We start from the raw sequence: 22,542 nt of genomic DNA on the forward strand, positions 1-22,542 counted from the left end.
ACCACAACCCGTGCCTCAGAAGCAGGCGGCTCTACCGGCGCCGCCTGCTTCTGAGTCACGGGTTGTGGTGGCGGGGGCGGCGCTACCGATGTCGTCGCGGTGTCGGTGGCACTGGTCAGCGCGTAGGTCACCCCGCCGATGGCGACGATCACCAGCGCTGCGGCGACACCGAACACTGCCACCGGCAGCTTCCGCCACGCGGAGCGGGGCTCCTCGATCGGACCGGTTCGCGGCACGTAGTGCACGGTGGGGCGCGCGGCGGTGTGGGTTCCGAAGGGCTCCAGATCCGGCCCGGTGTAGGGCACCACGTCGTCGTCGGTGTCGTCCTGAGACCAGGCCAGCGCCCGGAACGTCGACGAATCCGGTTCCTGCGGCGTCATTTCGGGTATCGGGGTCGCGGCAGTGGCTTCGAGAGTCGGAGCCACCCCGGTTTGCACGTCAGCCTCGGCCGAATACGCCGCAGCAAGCGCGCCGCCGATCGCGGCGTCCAGGGCCGGCTGCGGCGTCGTCACCACCTGGGCCTGCGAGTGCTCCGAAAGTTGTTGGGTGACAAGCGGAATGTTGGCACCACCGCCGACGGTGACCACCGCGGCCACCGCGGGCCAGCCAATTCCGTTGCGCTCCAGGGCTGTTTCCAGCGCCGCCAAAGCACCGGCCAGCGGTTGCCGCATCAGCGTCTCGAGCTCGGCACGGGTCACCCGGACGGTCGCGGAGTATCCCGGCAGTTCGACCATGAGGTCGGTGGCGGTCTCCGCCGACAACCGTTCCTTGGCCTGTCGGCACTCTTCCCGTAAAAGGGCCAGCGACCCCACTGCCGTGGTGCCCGCGGGATCGATGCCGCCGGCTTGCGCAACGCCGTCGAGGACATGGGTCAGCAGGGCCTGGTCGATCTGGTCGCCCGAGAAGTCGGGATATCGGGTGGTCTCGTCGATCGGCTCGAACGACGCTCCGGCGTCGGCCAAGGTGATGCTGGTGCCGCCACCACCGAAATCGAGCAGCGCCACCACGCCGCTCAGCGGGAGCCCCGGGTTGGCCCGCAACGCCGTCAACGACGCCACGGCATCGGATACGAGCCGGGCGGGCATCCCGTCGTGGGACAGGTTCGGGTTGGTCCGCATGGCGCTGCGCAATGCGCGCAGCGTCGGCGCACCCCAGTGCGCGGGAACCGCGATCGCGAGCTGCGGCGACGGGCCGCCCACGGCGTCCACCATCGCGTCGAGCGCCTCGACCAGCAGGGCATCGGCGGGGTACGACGCCCCGTCGGGCGCCACGAGCGGTACCGGGTCGCCGACCCGTTCCACGAACCCGGCCAACGTCACACCGTGCCCGTCGGCAGGCACGCCGACCTGCGGCGTGCGGTCTGCCGACAAGGTCAATACCGATCGCCGTATCACAGGTTGATTGCCGACGCGCGCCGCAACCAGGTTGGTGGTCCCGATCGACAACCCAAGCGGGTCGCTCATAACGGGAATCACAGTAGTCGGTTCGGCACGCACACAGACCCCTGACACACTTTCGTAATCGAATCGAACACGTTCCGCCATCGCGCTTTTGGACTCCACATGCCATTCACAGCGCGCTCTATACCGACGCCCACATACCGCATAGCCCCGCGCGTTGCGCACTGACGACCCTAACAATGCCGGCTCTGTACCCGCCCCCGGTGATTGTGTTGCAATGACGGGCATGAGCGACATCGACGACGTCAAGCAGGTCAAATACCGCTATCTGCGCGCGCTGGACACCAAGAACTGGAGTGACTTCGCCGAGACACTCACCGAGGACGTCGTCGCCGACTACGGGCAATCGCTCGGCGAGTCGCTGCATTTCACCGACCGCGACGCCCTGGTGGACTACATGCGCCGGTCACTGGGCCCGGAGACCATCACCGAGCATCACGTCTCTCACCCCGAGATCACCGTCACCGGCGACCAGGCCACGGCGACGTGGTATCTGCAGGACCGGGTGATCGCGCCGGCCTTCAACTTCATGCTCATCGGTGCGGCGTTCTATCACGACACCTACCGCCGCACGAATGACGGCTGGAAGATCAGCAGCACCGGATACGACCGCACCTACGACGCCACGATGTCGCTGGAGGGCTTGAACTTCAACCTCAAACCCGGTACCGCCCTGCACATTTGACGCCTACTTCGCGACGGCGATCACCGCACCGGGCCGCAACCACTGCATGATCTGCACGAGTTTGGCATCGTCGATCGCGACACATCCCGCGGTGGGGCCGCCATCGGTGGTGTGCACGAAGAACGCACCGCCGTTGCCGGGTACCCGCGCCTTGTTGACACCCATCACGACGGCGTGCTTGTACGCCGAGATGTTCAGGTTCTCGGTGCCGCTGGCGGGGTCGGTGTTGAACGGGCACTGCGCCTTCTGGCACACCTGCATGGTGTTGTAGGTCGGGCTCTTGACGTCGCCGTCCCACCAGTGGTTGTTGTCGGTGATCTGCACGTACTGCAACCCACCGCCGGGATTGGGCGCGGTGCCGAATGCGAAGTCGAGCGAGAAGACACCCATCGGGGTGGCCATGTTGCCGTCGTGAGTTTCGGCAGCCATGCCGTTGGCGCCGATGCTGGCGGGGATGCCCGCGGCAACGGCCTGCCAGCCGGTGGCATCCCGTTGATAGACATCCATCATGGCCTTCGAACCACCAACGCCGACAACCGAAATCACCTGCGTGGCGGTACCCACCGAGTTGCCGAACCACGGCTCGACCGCGCCCGCCACCGGCGCGCCCGCAAGAGCCGACACCGCGGCGCACAGCAGGGCTACCAGTCGTCGCACCCAACCATCGTCGCTGTCGACGCTATCGTCGCCGTAAAGGTTCGGACACGATCAGGTCGCGGACGGTCGGTAAGTTGGGTTGATGGACGTGCGAAAGATCGCCCGAGACCTGGGGACGTTGGACCGCGAAGTCTTCGAAGCCGTCGCAGAATCCCCCAGCCCACTGCTCGACACAGCCATGCCGCGGCTGACCAACGCCGCCGACCACTCGAAGCTGTGGCTGGCCATCGCGGCCGCATTGGGCGCGTTCGGCGGCTCATCAGTACGTCGCGGCAGCGTCCGAGGCGTGGCCAGCCTGGCTGTCACGAGCCTGGTCACCAACCAGATCGCCAAGCGGCTGTGGCACCGGCCGCGGCCGGACCACACCTTGATCCCCCTGGCGCGGCGCTCCCGACGCATCCCCACCTCGCATTCCCTGCCATCGGGCCACTCTGCGAGCGCCGCGGCGTTCGCGGTGGGCGTCGGCCTGGAGAGCCCGCCCGTCGGGCTCGCGCTCGGCCTGCTCGCGGGCCTGGTCGGGCTGTCCCGCGTGGCCACCGGCGCGCACTATCCCGGAGACGTCTTCGCCGGGTTCGGCATCGGAGCAGCCATCGCCATCCTGGGCGCCAGGGTCGTGCCCACCATCCCCACCTCGGCGATCCCGACGGCCGAGCCGCTGCGCCATCACACCGATCCCCGGCCGGACGGGGACGGCGTGGTCCTGGTGATCAACCCGGACTCCGGTGAGGGCACCGGCGGTCGCGTCATCGATGAAGTCCGAAAGGCCCTGCCGCACATCGAGATCGTCAAACTCGATGGCGAGGACGACGTCGTGCAGGTGATGCGCGACGCCGCGGCCCGCGGTGAGGTGCTCGCTGTCGGTGGCGGTGACGGCACCGTCGCCTGCGCAGCCGGGGTGGCATTCGACGCCGGAGTTCCGCTGGCGGTCTTCCCCGGCGGCACGTTCAACCACTTCGCCAAGGACATCGGGTGTGACACGGTCGCACAGACGGTCAACGCCATTCGCGACGGCAGCGCTGCATATGTGGATCTGGTCCGCCTCAACGACGACAAGACCGTGATCAACACCGCGAGCATCGGTGCCTATCCGAACTACGTCCGGGTGCGCGAGAAGCTCGAAGGCAAGATCGGCAAGCGTCTGGCCGGGGCGTACGCGGCGTATCTGACGTTGCGCCGCGATCGGTCGGTCCGCATCGCCTACGACGACAAGACGTTGCAGACTTCGCTGTTCTTCCTGGGCAATTCGACGTACCTGCCGTCAGGGTTCGCGCCGTCGATACGCCCGCGGATGGACGACGGGCTGCTCGATGTGCGGATCCTGGAGAGCGGCAGGCGATTCAGTGGCCTGCGGATCGCCACGGCGATCGCGCTGGGCCGGCTCGTGCGCAGCCCGCTCTACCACGAATTCCAGGTGCCCGAGTTTCGGTTCACCACCCTGGACGGTCCCACGGTGTTGGCGCACGACGGAGAGGTCGGCGAGTCCTGCACGAAGGCCGATTTCAGCGTGCGATACCGGGCGCTGCCGGTGTTCCGTCCGCTTCTGTGACCGTCGGATACGGCCGCAGCGTCAGCCAGCAGATGACGAAGTAGGCGTACCCCAGCGCCCAACCGGCGATCACATCGGATGGGTGGTGCACATTGAGCACCACCCGACCCACCCCGATCAGGACAATGACCATGGCGCCCACCACCGCCAGCCACGTGCGCAGCGGAGCCCGCAGCAGCGGCCAGGCCACGGCCAGCAGCGCCAGCACGCCGACCATCACGCCCAGCGCGTGCCCGGACGGGAAGGATGTCGAAGGGGCGTAGGCCAGCGCGGTGGCCGGGCGGGGCCGGTCGGCGAGGTTCTTGGCCACCTCGGTGAGCAGAGCGCTCAACTCGACGGCGAACAGCAGGAACAGCACGATCCGCAGCTGCCGCCGCACCACGGCGATGGCAATGATCACCAGCGCCACGATCCGGAAGGTGACCGGGCTCAGCACCGTGCAGAACACGTCCCAGCCCGCAACCCAGGCAGGATGAGCTGCGCCGTACCGGTACGGCACACTCAGCCCGGCGTCGTCGAAGTCAGCCAGCCAGGCCCACTGCAGCCCGTAGCCGATCCACATCAGCGCGTACACCGCGACAGCTGTCACTGCCGACGCGATCAGCAATCCCGTTCGTGTGGTCACCGTTTCATTCAAGCGCGCCGCCGGGCCGCCGATTGACGGCGCCTATGGTCAGACGATGACCATCAGCTACGACGAGGCGCTGCGCCGGCAGATCCAGGCCAACCTGGCCGGTCACGAGCGGTACACCGTGACCGACCCGACGAAGAGGCACGCGGCGGTGGCAGTGGTGCTGGTGGATTCGTCCGTCGGTGAGGACCGGGTCGACCCGGCACCGGTCGACGACTGGATCGGGGGACGGCCTATGCCGGAGCCGAACCTCGACGGCCGCATGGTCGACGTCTCGGGCGGTGCGGCGTTCCTGTTGTGCCGCAGGGCGACCCGGATGAACTCGCACGCCGCCCAGTGGGCACTGCCCGGCGGGCGGCTGGATCCGGGAGAGACGACGGTCGACGCCGCGCTGCGCGAACTTCACGAGGAGGTCGGTATCGAACTGCCCGGCAGCGCCGTGCTGGGCCAGCTCGATGATTACCCGACCCGGTCCGGCTACGTCATCACGCCGGTGGTGATCTGGGGTGGCGGCAGGCTGGACCCGCGCCCATCCCCCGCCGAGGTGGTCGCGGCCTACCGCGTCGGTCTGCACCAGCTGCAACGCGAGGACTCGCCGCGCTACATCACCATCCCCGAGAGCCCCAAGCCGGTCGTGCAGATCCCGCTGGGCAACGATCTGATCCACGCTCCGACGGGCGCCGTGCTGTTGCAATTGCGGTGGCTGTGCCTGGAAGGCCGCCACGACCGAGTGGATGACCTCGAACAACCCGTCTTCGCCTGGAAGTAAGCCGTCGCGCGGTGTACAGCGCTTCGATCGTGGTGAGCAAAAGCCAACAACAGATGAAATTCTCGCTGTGGGATGGTTGCCTCGAAGGATGAGGAGGTGGACGTGAGCTCGAAGAGCAATGTGCTGATCGTGCACTGGCACGATCTCGGACGTTATCTCGGTGTCTACGGACATCCGGATGTGTCGAGCCCACGACTTGATGCGCTGGCCGCCGAGGGCATCCTGTTCACCCGCGCGCATGCCACCGCGCCGCTGTGTTCGCCGTCGCGGGGCTCGTTGTTCAGCGGACGCTACCCGCAGAGCAACGGCATCCTCGGATTGGCCCACCACGGCTGGGAATACCACGCCGGTGTCCGTACCTTGCCTCATCTGCTGGCGGAATCCGGTTGGTACACAGCACTGTTCGGTATGCAGCACGAAACCTCGTATCCGACGACGCTCGGCTACAAGCAGTTCGACGTGTCGAACTCGTTCTGTGAGTACGTCACCGAGAAAGCCACCGAATGGCTGGCCCAGCCCCCGCGAGAACCGTTCCTGCTCACGACGGGGTTCTTCGAAACGCACCGCCCCTACCCACGCGAGCGTTACGTCCCTGCCGATCCGGACGGGGTGAGCGTCCCCGACTATCTACCCGACGCCGGCGAGGTGCGCGAGGACCTCGCCGAGTTCTACGGTTCGATCGCGCTGGCCGACGCCAAGGTGGGTGAGCTGCTCGACGCGCTGACCGCGAGCGGTCTCGACCGCAACACCTGGGTGGTGTTCATGACCGATCACGGCCCGGCACTGCCGCGGGCCAAATCGACGCTGTACGACGCGGGCACCGGGATTGCGCTCATCGTGCGGCCGCCGGCCGGCTCGGGCATCGCACCGCGCCGCTACGACGACCTGTTCAGCGGGGTCGACCTGCTGCCCACCCTGCTGGATCTGCTCGGCGTGGAGATTCCGGCAGAAGTGGACGGGCTGTCCCATGCCAGCAATCTTCTGGAGAATTCAGCTGACGGCACCGAGGTGCGCGGCGCGGTGTACACCACAAAAACTTTTCACGATTCTTTCGACCCCATTCGCGCGATCCGCACGAAGGAATACAGTTATATCGAGAATTACGCGCAACGGCCGTTGTTGGATCTCCCGTGGGATATCGCGGACAGCCCTCCGGGACGCATCCTCGAGCCTCTGACCCGCGCTCCCCGCCCAGCCCGCGAACTCTATCGCCTCACCGATGACCCAACGGAGTCGAACAACCTGCTCGGACCCGGTGTCACCGATAAGGACGAGGCAATTGCCGACGAGCTGGCCATCCAGTTGAACGACTGGCGGCAAAAGACCCACGACGTCATTCCGTCGGAGTTCGCCGGTACCCGGATATCCGAGCGATATACCGAGACATATCTTCATATTCACGGCCGTCCCGCGACCAGCAGATCGGCTATCGCGACCGATCGCAACCTCGCCGAAACGCGACAAGAAGAACAATAGTTTTGTTCACGGTGAATATAAATATCAGTCACCGTCTCCAATAGGCGTCGCAAACAAAATGGGATTAGAGTTTCGCCCATGCCAGACCATCCCACCGCCTACCTGGTGCTCGCATCTCAGCGCAGCGGCAGCACGCTGCTCGTGGAATCCCTGCGCGCCACCGGCGTAGCCGGGGAACCGCAGGAGTTCTTCCAATACCTGCCGACCACCAGCCAGTCGCCCCAGCCGCGGCAGTGGTTCGCGGGAGTGGAGGACGAGTCGATCCTGCGCCTGCTGGATCCACTCGACGAGGGCAAGCCCGATCTGGCGCCTGCGACGATCTGGCGCGACTACATCCAGACCGTGGGCCGCACCCCTAACGGCGTGTGGGGCGGCAAGCTGATGTGGAACCAGACGCCGCTGCTGTTGGACCGCGCCAAGGGATTGCCCGACCGGTCCGGGTCCGGCCTGTTGTCGGCGATCCGCGATGTCGTCGGCAGTGACCCGGTGCTCATCCACGTGTACCGCCCCGACGTGGTGTCCCAGGCCGTGTCGTTCTGGCGGGCCGTGCAGACCCGCGTGTGGCGCGGCAGGCCCGACCCGGTGCGTGACGCCCGCGCCGAGTACCACGCCGGCGCCATCGCACACGTCGTCACCCTCCTGCGGGCACAGGAGGAGGGCTGGCGCTCGTGGTTCGCCGAGGAAGACATCAAACCGATCGACATCTCGTATCCATACCTGTGGCGCAACCTCACCGAGGTCGTGGCCACGGTGCTGGAGGCGCTGAACCTCGATCCCCGGCTCGCTCCCCCACCTGTCCTGGAGCGTCAGGCCGATCAACGTTCCGACGAGTGGGTGGACCGCTACCGCTCGGATGCCGAGAAGGAGGGGCTCCCCGTATGACGCGCACCATTACGGGCCTGACCCAGGTCGACGAACTGCGACTCCTCGAAGCCGAAGCCGTGCACATCATCCGCGAGGTGGTCGCCGAGTTGCAGCGCCCGGTGCTGCTGTTCTCGGCGGGCAAGGATTCGATCGTGCTGCTCCGGTTGGCGGAGAAGGCGTTTCGGCCCTCACCGCTGCCGTTCCCGGTGTTGCACGTCGACACCGGCCACAACTTTCCCGAGGTGATCGAGTTCCGTGACCGCCGCACCACCGGTGTCGGGCACAAGCTGATCATCGGATCGGTACAGGAGACCATCGACAGCGGTCGGGTCGCCGACCCGGGCCCCGGCGCCTCCCGTAACCGGCAGCAGACCCGAACCCTGTTGGACGCCTTGGAGGCCGGCGGATTCGACGCCGCGTTCGGCGGTGCCCGTCGCGATGAAGAACGTGCCCGCGCCAAGGAACGCATCCTGAGTTTCCGCGACGAGTTCGGTCAATGGGATCCCCGCGCCCAGCGGCCCGAGCCCTGGTCGCTGTACAACGGCCGAATCCGCAAGGGCGAGCAGGTCCGGGTGTTTCCGCTGTCCAACTGGACCGAGCTGGACATCTGGCGATACATCGAGTTGGAAGACCTTGAGCTGCCATCGATTTACTTCGCGCACGAACGTGAGGTGTTCGAACGCGACGGCATCCTGCTCGCGGTGTCGGAATACGCGCAGCCGACCGACGGTGAGAAGGCGGCCGTGGAATGGGTGCGGTACCGCACCGTGGGTGACCTGACCATCACGGGCGCGGTGCGCTCGCGGGCGACCACGATCGACGGTGTCATCACCGAGATCTCTGCTGCCACAGTGTCGGAACGCGGCGAAACCCGTGCCGACGACAGGACGTCGGTAGCGGCCATGGAGGACCGCAAGCGGGAGGGGTACTTCTGATGACTGGGCGAGCGGAGCGCAGCGGAGCGACGGAAGAAACAGCATGACCACTCGACAACTGCTGCGCATCACCACGGCCGGGTCGGTCGACGACGGCAAGAGCACGCTGATCGGCCGGTTGTTGCACGACACCGACAGCCTTCCGCTGGATCACCTCGAAGCCGTCACCGACGAAGAGGGCGTGGCCGATCTGGCTGCGTTGTCGGACGGCCTGCGCGCCGAGCGTGAGCAGGGCATCACCATCGACGTGGCGTACCGGTTCTTCTCGACCGAGACCCGCAGCTACATCTTGGCCGACACCCCCGGTCACGAGCGCTATACCCGCAACATGTTCACCGGTGCATCCAACGCGCATGTGGCGATCCTGCTGGTCGACGCCCGCGCCGGCGTGCTGCGCCAGACCCGAAGGCACGCGCGCATCGCGAAACTGTTGGGCATCAAGCACTTTGTCGCCACGGTGAACAAGATCGACCTGGTCGACTTCGACAAGGAACGATTCGCCGAGGTCGAGCGCGAACTGCATCAGGTCGCCGACCGACTCGGCGGCGCCGATCTGACCGTCATCCCCATCGCCGCCAAGCACGGCGACAACGTGGTACACCGCTCCGAGCGCACGTCGTGGTACGAGGGCCCGACGCTGCTGGACTACCTCGAGGACATCGAACTCTCGGCGCCGCACCCGGATCCGGCGAGCCTGCGCCTGGCGGTGCAATGGGTTTCCCGCCCCACCTCCGAGCAGCGGCGGCGCTACACGGGGCGACTGTCGGCAGGCACGCTGAGTGTCGGCGACTCGGTCGTGAGCCTGCCCGCGGGGAACCGCTCGACGGTGACCGCCCTGGACACCCTCGACGACGAACGATCGGTAGGTGTTGCGCCGCTGTCAGTTTCGATCGAACTGGCCGATGACATCGACGTCGGGCGTGGCGACGTGTTCGTCAGCGGCTCCGAACAGGCCGTATTGCCTGTGCTGGCCCGCGAATTGGACGCCACGGTGTGCTGGTTCTTCGACGCGCCGCTGCGGGCCGGTGACAGGTTGGCGCTCAAGCAGGGCACGCGCACTGTGCGGGCGACGGTGCAGGAGCTGCACACCAAGCTGGACCCCGAGACCCTTGACGAGGTCGACGGTCCAGTCGAGTTGGCGCTCAACGACATCGGCTCGGTGACGCTGCGGACCAGCTCTGTCGTCGTCGCCGACCCCTACGCCGAGAACCGCGACAACGGCGCGTTCATCCTCATCGACGAGGTGTCCAACGACACCGTCGGCGCCGGGATCATCCTCGACGCGCGTGAGGTAAAGCCCAGCGGGCACAACCGCTCCGACATCAAGTGGCATCCGTCGTCACTGGACCGTTCCTATCGCTGGGGCAAGACCGGGCAGCGCGGCGCCACCATCTGGTTCACCGGGCTGCCCGCGTCGGGCAAGTCGACACTGGCGGTGGCCGTGGAGCGGGCGCTGGTCGAGGCCGGCCAGGTCGCCTACCTGCTCGACGGGGACAACCTGCGCCATGGTCTGTCCGACGATCTCGGCTTCTCCGCGGGTGACCGCACCGAGAACATCCGTCGCGTCGGGCATTTGACCCGGCTGCTGGCCGATGCCGGTGTGGTGGCGTTGGCCTCGCTGGTGTCGCCCTTGAAGTCCGATCGCGACACCGCGCGGGCGCTCAACGATGCCGCGAAGCTGCCGTTCATCGAGATCCACGTGGCGACCTCGCTGGCCGAATGCGAACGGCGCGACCCCAAGGGGCTCTACGCCCGGGCCCGCGCCGGCGAACTTCGGGGGCTGACCGGCGTCGACGCACCGTATGAGGCGCCGGAGAACCCGGACCTGGTGGTCGACACCACCGAAGCCGATATCGACGCCCTGGTCACTCAGGTCGTCGAGCTGCTGAACTCCCGCCGCTGATCAGTGATTTGTGGAGTTTTTCCCGTGACGAACGCGGCTAAAACTCCACAAATCGCGTCGGCGTGGGTGACATAGAGCCCGTGCGCGGCACCGGGTATCTCGATGAGCTCGGCCTGTCGCAGCAGGGCTGCTGTGCGCCTGCCGGTGAGCTCGATGGGTGCCGAGACGTCGGCGTCGCCGTGGATCACCAGGACAGGCAGATCCAGGTCGACGAGTTCGGCACGGTAATCGGTGCGGGCGCCCATCCGTTGGGTGGCGACCAGGGTCTGCACCGGGACCGCCACGATCCCCTCGATGGTCTCATCCAGAACATCTTGTGGCACAGGGTGATTCGCACCGAAGAACGGCGGCGCGTTGTCGATGCACCACTGCCGCACGTCGACCTCCAGCTGCGCGAGCATCGCGTCGAGCATGGCCTCGTCGACGCCATCCGGATTGTCGGCGGTCCTGACCAGCAGCGGCAACTGCGGTGCGACCAACACCGCGCCGCTCACCCGGGTGGTGCCATGTCGGCCGAGGTACCGCACGATCTCCCCGCAACCCAGCGAATGACCCACCAAGGTCACATCTTTCACGTCGAGATGTGTCAGCAGGGCGGCCAGGTCGTCGGCGAGGAGATCCAGCGTCCACTCACCGTTGCACCTACCGGACGTGCCGTGGCCGCGCCGGTCATAGCGCACGCAGCGAAGCCCCGACTGTACGAGGCGGTCGGCGACGTCTTCCCACTGTCCGGAATTGAGCCCCCACGAGTGGGTGAACACCACGGTCGGGCCGGTTCCCGTGTCTGTGTAGTGAATGTCGGTGTGATCGGCGGTCGATAGTGTCGGCATGCATCCATGGTCGGACGCGTACGTATGCCTGTCGATTACGTCGGAGGTAATCAGCCCACTTGCGCGACCACGAACACCCGCCGGAACGGGAAGAAGGTGATCCCGTCGGCGCGTCGCGGATAGGCCTCGGCGAGCAGCGGGATGATCTCCTCCCGGTACTGCTTCCAGCCCTCTTCGGTGAGCCGGCCCTTGACCTGGGTCAGGGCAGTTCCGGTGATCCAGTCCAATACCGGTGTCTCGCCGGTCAATTGGTGGGTGTAGGTGGTCTCCCAGGCATCGACCACGCATCCCACGTCGGTCAGCAGACCCGCGTACCGCTCGGGCGCATCGACCACATCGGTCTCGCGGAACGGCATGTCCTGCAACGCATCCGCGAAATGCGGACGACGCGCCACCTCACGCACCGCCTGATGCGAGGGTGAGTCGAAGTTGCCGGGCACCTGGAACGCGATCCACGATCCCGACGCCAACTGCGCAGCCCACCGCACCAGCAGTTGACGGTGCGCAGGCACCCATTGCAGCGCGGCGTTGGAGATCACCACGTCGGTGTCCGGTTCGGGCGACCACCCTTCGATGCCGCCGACGCGGGCGTCGAGGCCCCGTTCCTGCGCCGCGGCCACCATCTCCGGCGAGCTGTCCCAGGCCTCGATCACCGCGCCCGGCCAGCGCTGCGCAATCGTGACGGTGAGATTGCCCGGCCCGCAGCCCAGATCGACGACACGACGGGGATTGTCCGCGCCTACCCGCCCGACCAGGTCGAAGAACGGTCGCCCGCGATAATCGGCGAAGGCCAGGTAGACATCGGGGTTCCACATCGGTTATAGATCCTCCTCGCGTGCTGCAGCCAATGGTCCTCCTCGCGCGCGGGATGCTAATCGTCCTCCCCCCGTGCGGGCGTTATATCGTCCCAGACGATGAGCGAGTCAGAGTCAGTACGTCAGATCTGGGAATCTCTGGGCCTGCCCGGCATGATCGACGTCCACACCCATTTCATGCCGAAGAACGTGATGGACAAGGTCTGGCAGTACTTCGACGCGCAGGGCCCGATGATCGGCCGCGAATGGCCCATCACCTATCGGGCCGAGGAAGCCGAGCGCGTCGCCACGCTGCGCTCGTTCGGGGTGCGGCGATTCTCGTCGCTGGTGTACCCGCACAAGCCCGACATGGCGGCCTGGCTCAACCAATGGGCGGCCGGTTTCGCCGCCGAGACTCCGGACTGCCTCGCCACCGGGACCTTCTACCCCGAGCCCGGTGCCGCCGACTACGTTGCGCACGCGATCGCGGCTGGCACGCAGGTGTTCAAGGCCCACATTCAGGTTGGCCGCTACGACCCGAACGATCCTCTGCTCACCGACGTATGGGGAGCCATCGAGGACGCCGGGGTGCCGGTGATCATCCACTGCGGGTCCGGACCGGTGCCAGGCGAGTTCACCGGCCCGCTGCGGATCGAGAAGTTGTTGGCTCGCCACCCCCGACTGGCGCTGATCGTCGCGCACATGGGTATGCCCGAGTACAGCGAATTCCTGGACATCACCGAACGTTTCGAGAACGTACGGCTCGACACCACCATGGCGTTCACGCCATTCGTCGAATCCACCATGCCGTTCCCGCGCGCGGATGCCGACCGGTTGCGGGCCATGGGTGACCGGATCCTGTTCGGCAGCGATTTCCCGAACATCCCCTACAGCTACGTCGACGCCATCCGCACCCTGACCGATCTGCCCGGCATCGACGACGCGTGGCTGCGCAACGTGCTGCACGACAACGCGGCGCGCCTGTTCGGGGTGAACTGATCCGGTAAGCCGCGGACATGACGATGCGGGGTGGTCTCAACATTCTCAGTTGAGACCACCCCGCATCGTGGTGGTTGGTACGGCCGGACGGTTACGGCGACGTCTCCACGAGATGGACCGGAATATCCGCCCGTCTCCGAACCCGATACGGTTCCTGGCTCCACATCAGCGAGGAAACAATGGGGTTGCGCTTCGGATCAGCCCCCATCACGATCGCCGAGCAGTGGCACCGCCGAGCCTCCTTGAGGATGCTCTTTCGGGGGCTGCGGGTGATGGCGATGTGCCCGTCGGCGGGGACGCCGAGCTTCTTGAGCTTGGCGATGGCGCTCTCGACAATCTCCTCCTGCTCTGCCATCTCCCGCCGGTTGGGCTGCAAACCCGGGTTGGGCAGTCCGAAACTCGTGCCGTGCAACCGCGCGATGGTGATCACCATGGCCCGCCCACGCCCCTCGAGAGACATCCGCGCCGCCAGTTTCAGAGCATCCTCGGTAAAGGGACGCCCCTCGGAGGCGAGCAGGATCTCAGCGGCATTCTCCGGCGCCACAGGCGGCAGAGAGCGACGTGGGCGATTCTGGCGGTTCCGAAACACAGCTACTTCACCATCTCCGGTTCCGGTGTCTGATCCGGTCCGACGGGCTGGTTCACCATGCTCTTACGATCCTCGTGCTTGCGGTACCAGTAAAGCGGAAGGTAGAGGAAGATCGCCGCCACGCCGAGGTAGTAGTAGATGGCCTGGCCACCGATGTTGGAGTAGATGATGCCGCCGACCAGCCACACGAAGAAGTACAGCGCGGCCAGCCCGAGCGCCAGGTACTTGAACGGCTCCGGCAACCGGAACGGACGCGGCAGGTTCGGCCGGTCCTTGCGGAGCAGGTAGTAGCCGATCAGTACCGGGACGAACGAACCGAGGTAGCCGACGTTGGAGAACGCGTAGATCTCGATGGCGCCGCCCATGAAGGCGATGAGCATGCTGGCGACGACGTTGGTCATCATGGCGCGGTCGGGCACATGGTGCTTGTTGAGGTGCTGGTAGAACTTCGGGAACTGACCGTCCAGCGACATCTGGTAGAGCGACCGCGAGCAGCCCATCAGTGAATTCAGCGCCGACAGCACGAGCGCCACGATCAGCATTCCTGCCATCAGCCATTCCATCACTGCGCCGGCCACACCCGGGAAGATCGTGCTGGCGAACGTGACGAACATCGTCTTCGGGTCGACGAGGTCCGGATTGGAGAGGGCACCCGCGCCGAGAACGATGACGAACGAGATCGGCAGCAGGGTGTAAACGAACACCCCGTATCCACCTTCCAGGGTCATCGCGATCTTGGCGTCGCGATGCGGGTTCTTGCACTCACCGATGTAGCAGGCAGCCGCTTCGTAGGCGATGACCGTCCACAGCAGCGGGAAGGCGTAGGCGATGTACATGACCCAGGCGGAGTGGCCTTGGATCGGGCTGGCGAAGCTTGAACCATCGAGATGCGGGAACCCGGCGAGCTCGTGCCAATTCGTCTTGCTCGGATTGAAGATGAAGCCGATGGACAGGAAGGTCAGCGGAATCATCGACAACACCGCGAGAATCGTCGCCATCGAGGTTCCGAACCGAATGCCCAGATAGGCCGGAATCGACAAGATGAGCAGGCCGACGATCGTGATCACCAGCGTCCACCACGGAATGAAGGTGCTGATCGGGGTGAAGCCCTTGGTGGCGTCGAGACCGAGAAGGTGGGTGATGTAGAAGGAGGCCAGGATCATGTTCAGAGGTGCGACGGGCATCCACCCCACCCAGTACATCCAGGCCGTCATGCCGTTGACATGCGGTGCCAGTCGCGGAAATCGCATCTTGAACGCCGGATAGGCGTAGGACGGCGATCCACCGGTACGGCCAGGCATCATGGCGGACAGCTCGGCCAGCAGCAGACAGAGCACCACACCGGTGAGGGTGAAGAAGGTGATGAAGGGGATGTAAGAGGCGCCAAAAACGGTCAGAAACGCGGGCGCCGCACCCGTGACCAGGATTGTGCCGGCGAGACCGATGACGAAGGCGCCCCACCAGTTCGTCCCGGATTGCAGATTCCCGTGTTCATAGTCCAGGAAATCGTTTGTAGCTACGTCGTTGTTGCTCAACTCGATCCTTCTTCCAGCTTTCTGTGAGAGAGAGTCTTCTCACCCCCCTACCTTGGCTGTGGCACAGGTCACGGCAAGGTTCCTCTAAGGAAACAACGTTTCTTATTGGTGTGTCAATAGCGGCGGCCGTTTACCGATCTCGGTGGCCTCACGAAGCTTGTCGAGGTATACCGGGTTGGTCGCCGCAAGCAGCGTATCCTGCTTGTCGCACAACGACTTTCAGGCTACGCCGGCCGCTGGTCGGCGTTTCTGACCCGAGCCGCCATCCGGCCCGCTCAGGCACCCCGGTGTTCGTCTCCGGATACTGCCAGCCCGACCCATCTCCGTCCTCAGCGGCGCCCACCGCGTGATGCCGCAGTCTGGGAAATACCTGAAAGCCCAGGCCCAGCGCCCGCCGATGGAACACGTTTTACAACACCGCGCCGGCGATTTGAGCAACGCGGACAGCGATCTTCCCCGAACACGCACGTCAAACCGACGACGGCCCCATCACGGGGAGTGACGCGGCGCGCTGCAGCCGATCACGCCAGCTTTTTTATTCAGGCGTGCTCGTCGTCATGATGGATTACCAGCACCGGGCACTTCGCGTGGTGGACGCAGTGGTTGCTGACCGATCCGAGAAACATGCCGACGAAGGCACCGTGCCCACGGCTTCCGACCACCAGCAAGTCGGCCGAGCGGGACGCCTCGACAAGCACCTGGGCGGGGTGTCCCGCGACCACGTCGGAGGTAACGGACACCGACGGCTTTGCCCCGAGGACATCGCCGATCGCCTCTTCGACGGTTTCGCGAGCCTGCGCGGCGAGCTCGGCATTGGGCGAATTGGTGATCAAGAGCTCAGTCTTGTAGGAGGTCACTGCGCGTAGTTCGGCGCCGGTCAATTCGGCGTAGTTCGCGGCCCATCGCAGCGCATCCTTGCTGCTCCGCGAACCATCAACGCCCACAACGACAACGGGCTTGGCATCAGTATCTGTCATGGTGCACTCCACTCGGACTGGGGCTAATCATGTTGTCCGTCAAGGTCGATCATGCCATGCACGGGCGTCGGCGCGGCTCAGAACAGAGCAATCCAGTTGCCTTGGAAAAAGCGGGATTTCGGCGCGCGCCCTGGAAAGAGACAGTCGCGCACCTACCCTTCCGGGTGGCCACACCGACTCACATCGGCGTAATCCGCTGTGCGATGGGTTGTTTCCGACACGACGGCATGACCGGCAGACGAAGGGACCATGGCGGACGATGTTGCGGTGACGGGCGCGGCTCATGACGACCCGACATCCGCCGGCGCCCAACATCACCGTACGAACCACCACACCCACTCACGACTGTTTGCTACGCACAGCGATTCGGACAGAGACGTGCGTTCAACCCCACCTGCAATTTTCCTGTGAGTTTGCTTGGCGTTTGCTTCTTGACCGAGCGTCTCCGAGCCTCCTAGCATGACAAACGCCTCCGTCCCGAGGGTCTGCACACCCGCAGTGGACACCGGCATCGAAGATGAAGCTGTCGCTGGGGGGGTACCGGCACAGCAACGGCAAAGGCCGCGATCCTCAGATCGCGGCCTTTCCCTTTACCGGAAGTACCGGGCATACCCCCGGGTGTTTCACAGCAGTGAACAAACACGCCACCTACGCCGGGTGCGCCGCTTCCCGTGGAATGTCAGGTTCGATCACCGGACCCTCGAACAGCACGTCGAGCGCGTCGACCGGACGGCCGTAGAGTCGATCCGATGACAGTGGACTCAGCGCCCGCAGGGCGGGGCGGTGCCGTCCCCGCTGCGGGGTGAGTCCCGGCACCGGGGCCTTGGCAGCGGGACGCTCGTCGGTGCGCACCGCGCAGCCGACGACGAGCTGCGGCTGAGACGGGTCTCCGGTGAACTCCAGCACGGTCCAGGTCTGCCGCGCAGGCAGACCGCGCACCGCCGCGAGGGTGTCGGCCAGCGAGTCGGTGACCGCGACCCCATAGGCCGCGGTGAATCCCGATTCGTCCTTGACCCCGCGCCACGTCTCTTTTGCCGGGTCCGGCAGCGGGGTGTCCACACCGTCGACGGCGGTGACGGTCCAGCCGTTCTCGCGGAGATGGTCAGCCAGCCGACGTCCCACCACTTCAGCGGTGTCGCGCAACGGAATCCGCGATGAACGCGCCTGCAGCGCGGCCAGGTTGTCGGTCGCCGCCACGGTCAGGCTGATCCAACTACGCCGGGTGCCGCCGCCGTCACGATGGGTGATCCGCACCTTGTCGCACCGGATGCCGTAGCGGTTCAGGTAACTGACCACGATCGGCAGCTGCGCCTCGGCGGCGGGGTCGACCCGTAGCACGATGGTCTCCACTGCGGCAGCAAACCCGCTGTCTCCCTTGTCCTTCGACAGGTTGCGCCACAGCATCGCCAGCTGTCGACCGATCCTGGTGGTCAGGAACAACCCGCCCCACCAGGCGATCAGCACCAGGACCGCGGCGACCGAGACGCCGAGCACCCACCGTTCCACCGGGCTCTGCCAGGGGCGGGCCAACACGGCTGCCACGACGAACAGGGACGCCAACGCGAGTCGGGCGGTCATGTGATGTTGTCCTTCCGTCGGCGCGCCACCAGCGCGACCAGAGCTGCGATTGCCAGTACCGCAGTGCCTGCGAAGGCGACGGTGCGGGGAGTGTTGTCCCGCGGTGGGGGTTCTGTCGGCGCGGCAATGGATTTGGGGACCGGAGCCGCAGGCCCGTCGGCCGGGAGGTCAGCGACGTCCCAGGTGAGCGCGGCCACCGGGTCGACGCCACCGGCACCGGTCAGGTTCGACGGCGACCGGGCGGCACCTTGCGCGGTGGCGGTCAGACGATGTACCACCTGGCGAGCGGTCAAACCCGGGTACCTGCTGCGCACAAGCGCGGCGACCCCCGAGACATAGGCGCTCGCATAGCTGGTGCCGCTCAACGGGTTCAGCTTGTCCTGTTCGGTGTGCACGGCATTGGCCAGTCCGCCTCCTGGCGCATTGCTCACCGAGACCACGTTCTCCCCCGGCGCTGCGATACCCACCCACGGGCCGGCCATGGTGAAGCCGGACGGCTGGCCACCCGTCGTGAGCGATCCGACCGACAACACGTATGGCTGCCACCAGGACGGTATCGAAACCGACCCCACCGCACCCCAGTTCCTGGGGTCGCCGGTGCCCGCAGTCGACAGCGGGTTCGATTCGCACGCAGACCCGGTGCTCACCCCGCCGCGGTTGTTGCCCGCGGCGGCGACGATCACTACGTCCTTCTCGACGGCCGCATACCGCAGTGCCGCACCGAGTTCTGTTTGATCGATGGGCTTGTCGGCGGGCAGGCAGGTGACCACCGAGATGTTGATGACGCGGGCGCCCAGATCGGCCGCCCGCACCACGGCCCGTGCGAGGCTCGCGACGTCGGCCGATGCGCGGACGACGGCATCGGTGCCCGGCGTGCGCGGAGCGAACCGTGGTGAGTTCTGCCGGATGGAGATCAGCCGCGCGGCCGGAGCCACGCCCGAAAATCCGTCGGCGCCAGGCTGTCCGGCGATCAGGCCGGCCACCGCCGTACCGTGCCCGTCACAGTCGGTGAGCCCGTCCGTCGACTCCACGTAGTCGCCGCCGGGTTCGACGTTGGGCAGCCGTGGCCCCGGCTGCACCCCGGTGTCGATCACGGCGACGGTCTGCCCCTCACCGCGGCTGTGCTGCCAGGCCCCGGAAAGATTGAGCGCCAATTGGTTTGCGCTGACCGCGCCCGGATCACTGCCGGGCAACACCGCGGTCGTGGTGCATGCGGTGCGCTGCATCATCGGTTGCAGCGGACCGGTGCTGCCCGGTGGTGGGCCGGCCTGCGGATCGACCACCGGCGGGCTGATGGCGCCCGCGGACGGGCACCCGCCCAGCGCCACCAGTGCGGCAACCGCTGTGACGCCGAAGTTCTTGCGGATCACTGCGTCACCTGTCGAGTACCAGGCTGAACAGCCCGACCAGATACGCCATCACCGGGATCAGCGAGGCATCGACACCGGTGGCCAAGAATCCGACCAGTCTGCGCATCGGCAGCGAGTACGTGTCCGGCGACACGACGCGTGGACTGACCGCGGCCACCGCCCAGGCCAGCACGAGCCCGGCAAGCGCTGCGAGCGCCCACCACGCCGCCTGGTGCCGGCCCTGGACCGCGAAGGCCGCCAACAACACAACGGCCAGCAGGTACGAGTGCCCGAGCAGCCAGGCCTTGCATCCCGCGGAATCCCAGATGCGGGCTCGCAGCGCGGCCCCGACCGCAGCCGCACCGACGACGTACCAGGCCCACGGCGACGCCGACGGTGCTGCCACAAGAGACAGGGATCCGGTCACGCCGAGCAACACGCCCGCGGCGACAACGCCGGTCTGGTGCGACTGGCTCACCCGGACCCGACGCGGCAGGTCGGCCAGCACCGACACCGGCAATGCCGAGGGAGTGGGGTCACCGGGCGCCGGAATAACCGGAAGCGGGAACCGTGCCCACATGGCCGACAGCTGCGGAGCCTGCACTGTCACCACAAGGCCGACGAGCACCAGCGCACAGCCGAGAAGAGTGGGTGAAAGTTCCCACAACGACGCCGCACCCGCGGCCAGCAGCACACCAACCCCGGTGACCGCGACGGCCGTGAACACCGCGATACCGCGATCGTCGGGCGAGCCCGCCATGCTGACGAGCGCCCATGCGGCGACACCGGCAGCGGCCAGAACCACACTGGGTGCGCCGAAGCCGCCCGGTACCGCAAGAGCCAGGGCAGCGCCGACGGGAAGCAGCGCGGTCACCGACAGGACGGTCGAAAGCACCGGTGCGTGACCGCGGGTGAACAGCGCAGCCAGCACGGTGCCCACGGCGATGCCCGCCACCACGGCCAGGCCAAGCCACTGCCCGGTGCCGATGCGTTGGGCCACAGCCAGACCCGTTCCGACCAGGATCAGCCCGATCACTGCCAGCATCGCGCCGCGCGCGATATGTGCAGGGCCCCAGGGCCGTCGGCGCGATTCGGAGAAGATGACCGCGGCGTCTGCGATGTCCTCGACGATGCGCGGCGCCGGCGGCCCGGCGGGAACCGATTGCAGCGCAAGCAGATCGCCATCGGCGACGCCGACCGTGTCGAGGGTGGCGTCGAGACTGAAGGGCGCCCCGCCCACCGGAGCCAAGCTCAGGCGCACCGGTTCCGGAACCTCAGCATCCTCGCTCGCGGGCAGGACGATCCGTTGGACCGCGGGCAGAATTTCGCGCAGCGGCAGCTCCGACGGCAGCGCCATCTCGGTCAGCCGACCACCGTCGTCTCCGGAGGCCAGCACGGCCACCCGGACAATCGGCATCACAGTGTTGTCGGGCATTCGTTCTCTCTGGGTCTTTCTCGATAGGTTGGCGCGGCTTCGTCGAAGTCGCGGGTCAGCGGATGGTCGGGGAACCAGCGCCCGCTGGGCAGCGCCGCGGTCAGCCGTTCGACCGCCACCGCGATCGCATCGGCGCTGCCCGCGGTGAACGTCGAAATCCATTCCCCATCAAATGCTTTGGTCGGAGCAACGAGGATACGGCCGGCGCTGCTGTCGACGATGCTCACCCCCACGTCGGTGGTCACTCGGTGGCCGTCGCGGTGCTCACCCGCGACGATCTCTGCATAGGTACGTCGGCCTTCGAACACCGCCTGGACCACGGCGTGCGCCGAGGCTGGGATCCCCAGGAATCCCAGCACCTCGGCCAGCGGCGTACCGGAGCGGATCTGCTCGTCGGCACGGGCACCCGCTGCGACAGGCATCGCGAACTCATCGAAGATCGCCGGTTTGCGGTGTGACAGTCCGGCGGTCAGCACCGGCACCAACGCGTGCGGATGGCTGATGTCGAGCTCGGTGAAGGTGACCAGCTGCGCGTTGCGCAGCACCACGACACTGCGACCGTCGCGCCTTGCGACGATACCGCGCAGCAGGTCACCCGGACCGGAGACGAACCTCAGCTCGAGCCACTGGACCGGCCGACAGGCCAACCGAACCCATTCGGCCACTTCGGTTCTGATCTCGCCACCGACACTCAGCACACCCATCCGGGTCAGCTCGGCGGTCCGCTCGGCGACGAAGGCCGCGCGCTGCGCCGGGTCGCTGTAGGGCGGCGTGATCGCCAATACCCAGGGGTACGCCCCGGCGCCGAGCGCGTCGGCGAGATACCAGGCCTGATCGGTGGTCAGTTCGACGGCGTTAGCGACCACTGGACATGCACCGGTGGCCGGGCATCAGCCCCACTTGGCGCCCTCGGCCTGATCGCGTGCACTCATCGACATGGTGTTCATCTCGTGGGTGCTGGCCATCGACCGGTAGGCATGAACCAGCTCCTCCATGGCCTGATTCCACTGGGCCTGCCAGGCCTGGTAGGTCATCCCGGTGTCGCCCTGCCAGGCGCTGGCCAAAGCGGCCTGCTCGCTGGCGATGTCGGCACCGACGGCGTGCAGGGCGCCCGAGTAGCCGGTCATCTCGCTGGAGTGCGCGAGCATCGCCGGGTAGTTGTACATGATCTGCGACATGAAAACTCCTGTGTCTCTTCGGCTTGGGTGATCAGACGGAGGTGTAGGTGCTCGCGGCCGCGGCGTCCTGCGCAACGTAGGTGCTCGCGGCATCGCCGAGGTTCAGCTGTGCGACATCCAGCAGGGCGTTGACCTTGGCGGAGACCTCGACGAACCGGGCATGCGCGGCCTGGAACGCCGCCGATGCCTCACCCATGTGAAATGCCTGGGCGGACATGGCCGCCTGCTCGGCCTGGGCCATGGTGGTGCGCATCAGCGCGGCTTTGGCACCGAAGGCGGCCTCGGAGGCGACCAGCTGGGGAATGTGAGCGTCCAACAGACTCATTGAGAATCCTTTCGTGATGGTGAGTGG

General features: G+C 66.4%; 22 protein-coding genes. 8 read left to right on the top strand and 14 right to left on the bottom strand.

Annotated elements, in window-relative coordinates; translation table 11 throughout:
* Positions 1 to 1,463 (bottom strand): Hsp70 family protein (locus BST13_RS21650; protein ID WP_083166079.1); only part of this gene is annotated, 1,463 nt, incomplete at its 3' end.
* 214 nt (positions 1,464 to 1,677) lie between these two features.
* On the opposite strand from BST13_RS21650, the gene BST13_RS21655 reads away from it, so the two are divergent.
* Entirely contained in the window at positions 1,678 to 2,145 is a 468-nt protein-coding gene (locus BST13_RS21655; RefSeq protein ID WP_211296153.1) for a nuclear transport factor 2 family protein, read from the top strand.
* A 3-nt stretch (positions 2,146 to 2,148) separates the two neighbouring features.
* Here BST13_RS21655 and BST13_RS21660 read toward each other — a convergent pair whose 3' ends face one another.
* Positions 2,149 to 2,802: a L,D-transpeptidase family protein gene (locus BST13_RS21660; protein ID WP_211296154.1), complete on the bottom strand. Its 654-nt coding sequence runs from the start codon at positions 2,800 to 2,802 to the stop codon at positions 2,149 to 2,151.
* 82 nt (positions 2,803 to 2,884) lie between these two features.
* Between BST13_RS21660 and BST13_RS21665 the strand changes: the two genes are divergently transcribed.
* Entirely contained in the window at positions 2,885 to 4,348 is a 1,464-nt protein-coding gene (locus BST13_RS21665; RefSeq protein ID WP_083166081.1) for a bifunctional phosphatase PAP2/diacylglycerol kinase family protein, read from the top strand.
* Here the strand turns inward: BST13_RS21665 and BST13_RS21670 are convergent.
* The gene (locus BST13_RS21670; RefSeq protein WP_095533654.1) at positions 4,302 to 4,973 is read right to left on the bottom strand and encodes a phosphatase PAP2 family protein; all 672 of its coding nucleotides are present in this window, start codon (positions 4,971 to 4,973) and stop codon (positions 4,302 to 4,304) included. The two genes, BST13_RS21665 and BST13_RS21670, sit on opposite strands and share 47 nt — an antisense overlap.
* Before the next feature lie 55 nt (positions 4,974 to 5,028).
* Here BST13_RS21670 and BST13_RS21675 point away from each other — a divergent pair, with 55 nt between their 5' ends.
* The 5 genes from BST13_RS21675 (at position 5,029) to cysC (ending at position 10,926) form a co-directional block, all read left to right on the top strand.
* Positions 5,029 to 5,748: an NUDIX hydrolase gene (locus BST13_RS21675; protein ID WP_083166153.1), complete on the top strand. Its 720-nt coding sequence runs from the start codon at positions 5,029 to 5,031 to the stop codon at positions 5,746 to 5,748.
* 72 nt (positions 5,749 to 5,820) lie between these two features.
* On the top strand, positions 5,821 to 7,224 hold the full coding sequence (locus BST13_RS21680; RefSeq protein WP_083166082.1) for a sulfatase family protein: 1,404 nt from the start codon (positions 5,821 to 5,823) through the stop codon (positions 7,222 to 7,224).
* Between the two features lie 78 nt (positions 7,225 to 7,302).
* Entirely contained in the window at positions 7,303 to 8,106 is an 804-nt protein-coding gene (stf0, locus tag BST13_RS21685; protein ID WP_083166083.1) for a trehalose 2-sulfotransferase, read from the top strand.
* The gene (gene cysD, locus BST13_RS21690) at positions 8,103 to 9,023 is read left to right on the top strand and encodes a sulfate adenylyltransferase subunit CysD (protein WP_083166084.1); all 921 of its coding nucleotides are present in this window, start codon (positions 8,103 to 8,105) and stop codon (positions 9,021 to 9,023) included. The genes stf0 and cysD overlap by 4 nt, the downstream gene beginning before the upstream one ends.
* Positions 9,024 to 9,066: 43 nt before the next feature.
* Positions 9,067 to 10,926, top strand: coding sequence for an adenylyl-sulfate kinase (gene cysC, locus BST13_RS21695; protein WP_083166085.1), 1,860 nt, complete (start codon positions 9,067 to 9,069; stop codon positions 10,924 to 10,926).
* On the opposite strand, the gene BST13_RS21700 is transcribed toward cysC, so the two are convergent.
* Both BST13_RS21700 and BST13_RS21705 read right to left on the bottom strand, forming a co-directional pair.
* Complete coding sequence (locus tag BST13_RS21700) at positions 10,893 to 11,756, bottom strand: alpha/beta fold hydrolase (protein WP_083166086.1); 864 nt, start codon at positions 11,754 to 11,756, stop codon at positions 10,893 to 10,895. The two genes, cysC and BST13_RS21700, sit on opposite strands and share 34 nt — an antisense overlap.
* A 50-nt stretch (positions 11,757 to 11,806) precedes the next feature.
* Entirely contained in the window at positions 11,807 to 12,571 is a 765-nt protein-coding gene (locus BST13_RS21705) for a trans-aconitate 2-methyltransferase (RefSeq protein WP_083166087.1), read from the bottom strand.
* Positions 12,572 to 12,670: 99 nt separating this feature from the next.
* Here BST13_RS21705 and BST13_RS21710 point away from each other — a divergent pair, with 99 nt between their 5' ends.
* Positions 12,671 to 13,549 carry an amidohydrolase family protein gene (locus BST13_RS21710; RefSeq protein ID WP_083166088.1) on the top strand — a complete coding sequence of 293 codons (879 nt, stop codon included), beginning with the start codon at positions 12,671 to 12,673 and terminating at the stop codon, positions 13,547 to 13,549.
* A gap of 91 nt (positions 13,550 to 13,640) precedes the next feature.
* On the opposite strand, the gene BST13_RS21715 is transcribed toward BST13_RS21710, so the two are convergent.
* The 9 genes from BST13_RS21715 to esxG form a co-directional block, all read right to left on the bottom strand.
* Entirely contained in the window at positions 13,641 to 14,093 is a 453-nt protein-coding gene (locus BST13_RS21715) for a universal stress protein (RefSeq protein ID WP_158087179.1), read from the bottom strand.
* Between the two features lie 47 nt (positions 14,094 to 14,140).
* On the bottom strand, positions 14,141 to 15,673 hold the full coding sequence (locus BST13_RS21720; protein WP_083166090.1) for an APC family permease: 1,533 nt from the start codon (positions 15,671 to 15,673) through the stop codon (positions 14,141 to 14,143).
* A gap of 539 nt (positions 15,674 to 16,212) precedes the next feature.
* A complete protein-coding gene (locus tag BST13_RS21725; RefSeq protein ID WP_083166154.1) occupies positions 16,213 to 16,650 on the bottom strand; it encodes a universal stress protein in 438 nt (145 codons plus the stop codon).
* A gap of 648 nt (positions 16,651 to 17,298) precedes the next feature.
* On the bottom strand, positions 17,299 to 18,228 hold the full coding sequence (gene eccE / locus BST13_RS21730; RefSeq protein WP_083166091.1) for a type VII secretion protein EccE: 930 nt from the start codon (positions 18,226 to 18,228) through the stop codon (positions 17,299 to 17,301).
* On the bottom strand, positions 18,225 to 19,598 hold the full coding sequence (gene mycP / locus BST13_RS21735; protein WP_083166092.1) for a type VII secretion-associated serine protease mycosin: 1,374 nt from the start codon (positions 19,596 to 19,598) through the stop codon (positions 18,225 to 18,227). Before mycP ends, eccE begins: the two co-directional genes overlap by 4 nt.
* Positions 19,599 to 19,602: 4 nt before the next feature.
* A complete protein-coding gene (eccD, locus tag BST13_RS21740) occupies positions 19,603 to 21,012 on the bottom strand; it encodes a type VII secretion integral membrane protein EccD (RefSeq protein WP_083166093.1) in 1,410 nt (469 codons plus the stop codon).
* Positions 20,994 to 21,878, bottom strand: coding sequence for an ESX secretion-associated protein EspG (locus BST13_RS21745; RefSeq protein ID WP_083166094.1), 885 nt, complete (start codon positions 21,876 to 21,878; stop codon positions 20,994 to 20,996). Before BST13_RS21745 ends, eccD begins: the two co-directional genes overlap by 19 nt.
* Before the next feature lie 24 nt (positions 21,879 to 21,902).
* The gene (locus BST13_RS21750) at positions 21,903 to 22,190 is read right to left on the bottom strand and encodes a WXG100 family type VII secretion target (RefSeq protein ID WP_083166095.1); all 288 of its coding nucleotides are present in this window, start codon (positions 22,188 to 22,190) and stop codon (positions 21,903 to 21,905) included.
* A gap of 31 nt (positions 22,191 to 22,221) precedes the next feature.
* Entirely contained in the window at positions 22,222 to 22,515 is a 294-nt protein-coding gene (esxG, locus tag BST13_RS21755; protein ID WP_029373989.1) for a type VII secretion system protein EsxG, read from the bottom strand.
* Positions 22,516 to 22,542: the final 27 nt, after the last annotated feature.

Source organism: Mycobacterium aquaticum, assembly GCF_002086485.1.
GTDB lineage: Bacteria > Actinomycetota > Actinomycetes > Mycobacteriales > Mycobacteriaceae > Mycobacterium > Mycobacterium aquaticum.

Coding starts and splice junctions, on each gene's coding strand:
- BST13_RS21655 (WP_211296153.1), top strand. CDS start 1,678: ATGACGGGCATGAGCGACATCGACGACGTCAAGCAGGTCAAATACCGC.
- BST13_RS21665 (WP_083166081.1), top strand. CDS start 2,885: ATGGACGTGCGAAAGATCGCCCGAGACCTGGGGACGTTGGACCGCGAA.
- BST13_RS21675 (WP_083166153.1), top strand. CDS start 5,029: ATGACCATCAGCTACGACGAGGCGCTGCGCCGGCAGATCCAGGCCAAC.
- BST13_RS21680 (WP_083166082.1), top strand. CDS start 5,821: ATGGTTGCCTCGAAGGATGAGGAGGTGGACGTGAGCTCGAAGAGCAAT.
- stf0 (WP_083166083.1), top strand. CDS start 7,303: ATGCCAGACCATCCCACCGCCTACCTGGTGCTCGCATCTCAGCGCAGC.
- cysD (WP_083166084.1), top strand. CDS start 8,103: ATGACGCGCACCATTACGGGCCTGACCCAGGTCGACGAACTGCGACTC.
- cysC (WP_083166085.1), top strand. CDS start 9,067: ATGACCACTCGACAACTGCTGCGCATCACCACGGCCGGGTCGGTCGAC.
- BST13_RS21700 (WP_083166086.1), bottom strand. CDS start 11,756: ATGCCGACACTATCGACCGCCGATCACACCGACATTCACTACACAGAC.
- BST13_RS21705 (WP_083166087.1), bottom strand. CDS start 12,571: ATGTGGAACCCCGATGTCTACCTGGCCTTCGCCGATTATCGCGGGCGA.
- BST13_RS21710 (WP_083166088.1), top strand. CDS start 12,671: ATGAGCGAGTCAGAGTCAGTACGTCAGATCTGGGAATCTCTGGGCCTG.
- BST13_RS21725 (WP_083166154.1), bottom strand. CDS start 16,650: ATGACAGATACTGATGCCAAGCCCGTTGTCGTTGTGGGCGTTGATGGT.
- eccE (WP_083166091.1), bottom strand. CDS start 18,228: ATGACCGCCCGACTCGCGTTGGCGTCCCTGTTCGTCGTGGCAGCCGTG.
- eccD (WP_083166093.1), bottom strand. CDS start 21,012: ATGCCCGACAACACTGTGATGCCGATTGTCCGGGTGGCCGTGCTGGCC.
- BST13_RS21750 (WP_083166095.1), bottom strand. CDS start 22,190: ATGTCGCAGATCATGTACAACTACCCGGCGATGCTCGCGCACTCCAGC.
- esxG (WP_029373989.1), bottom strand. CDS start 22,515: ATGAGTCTGTTGGACGCTCACATTCCCCAGCTGGTCGCCTCCGAGGCC.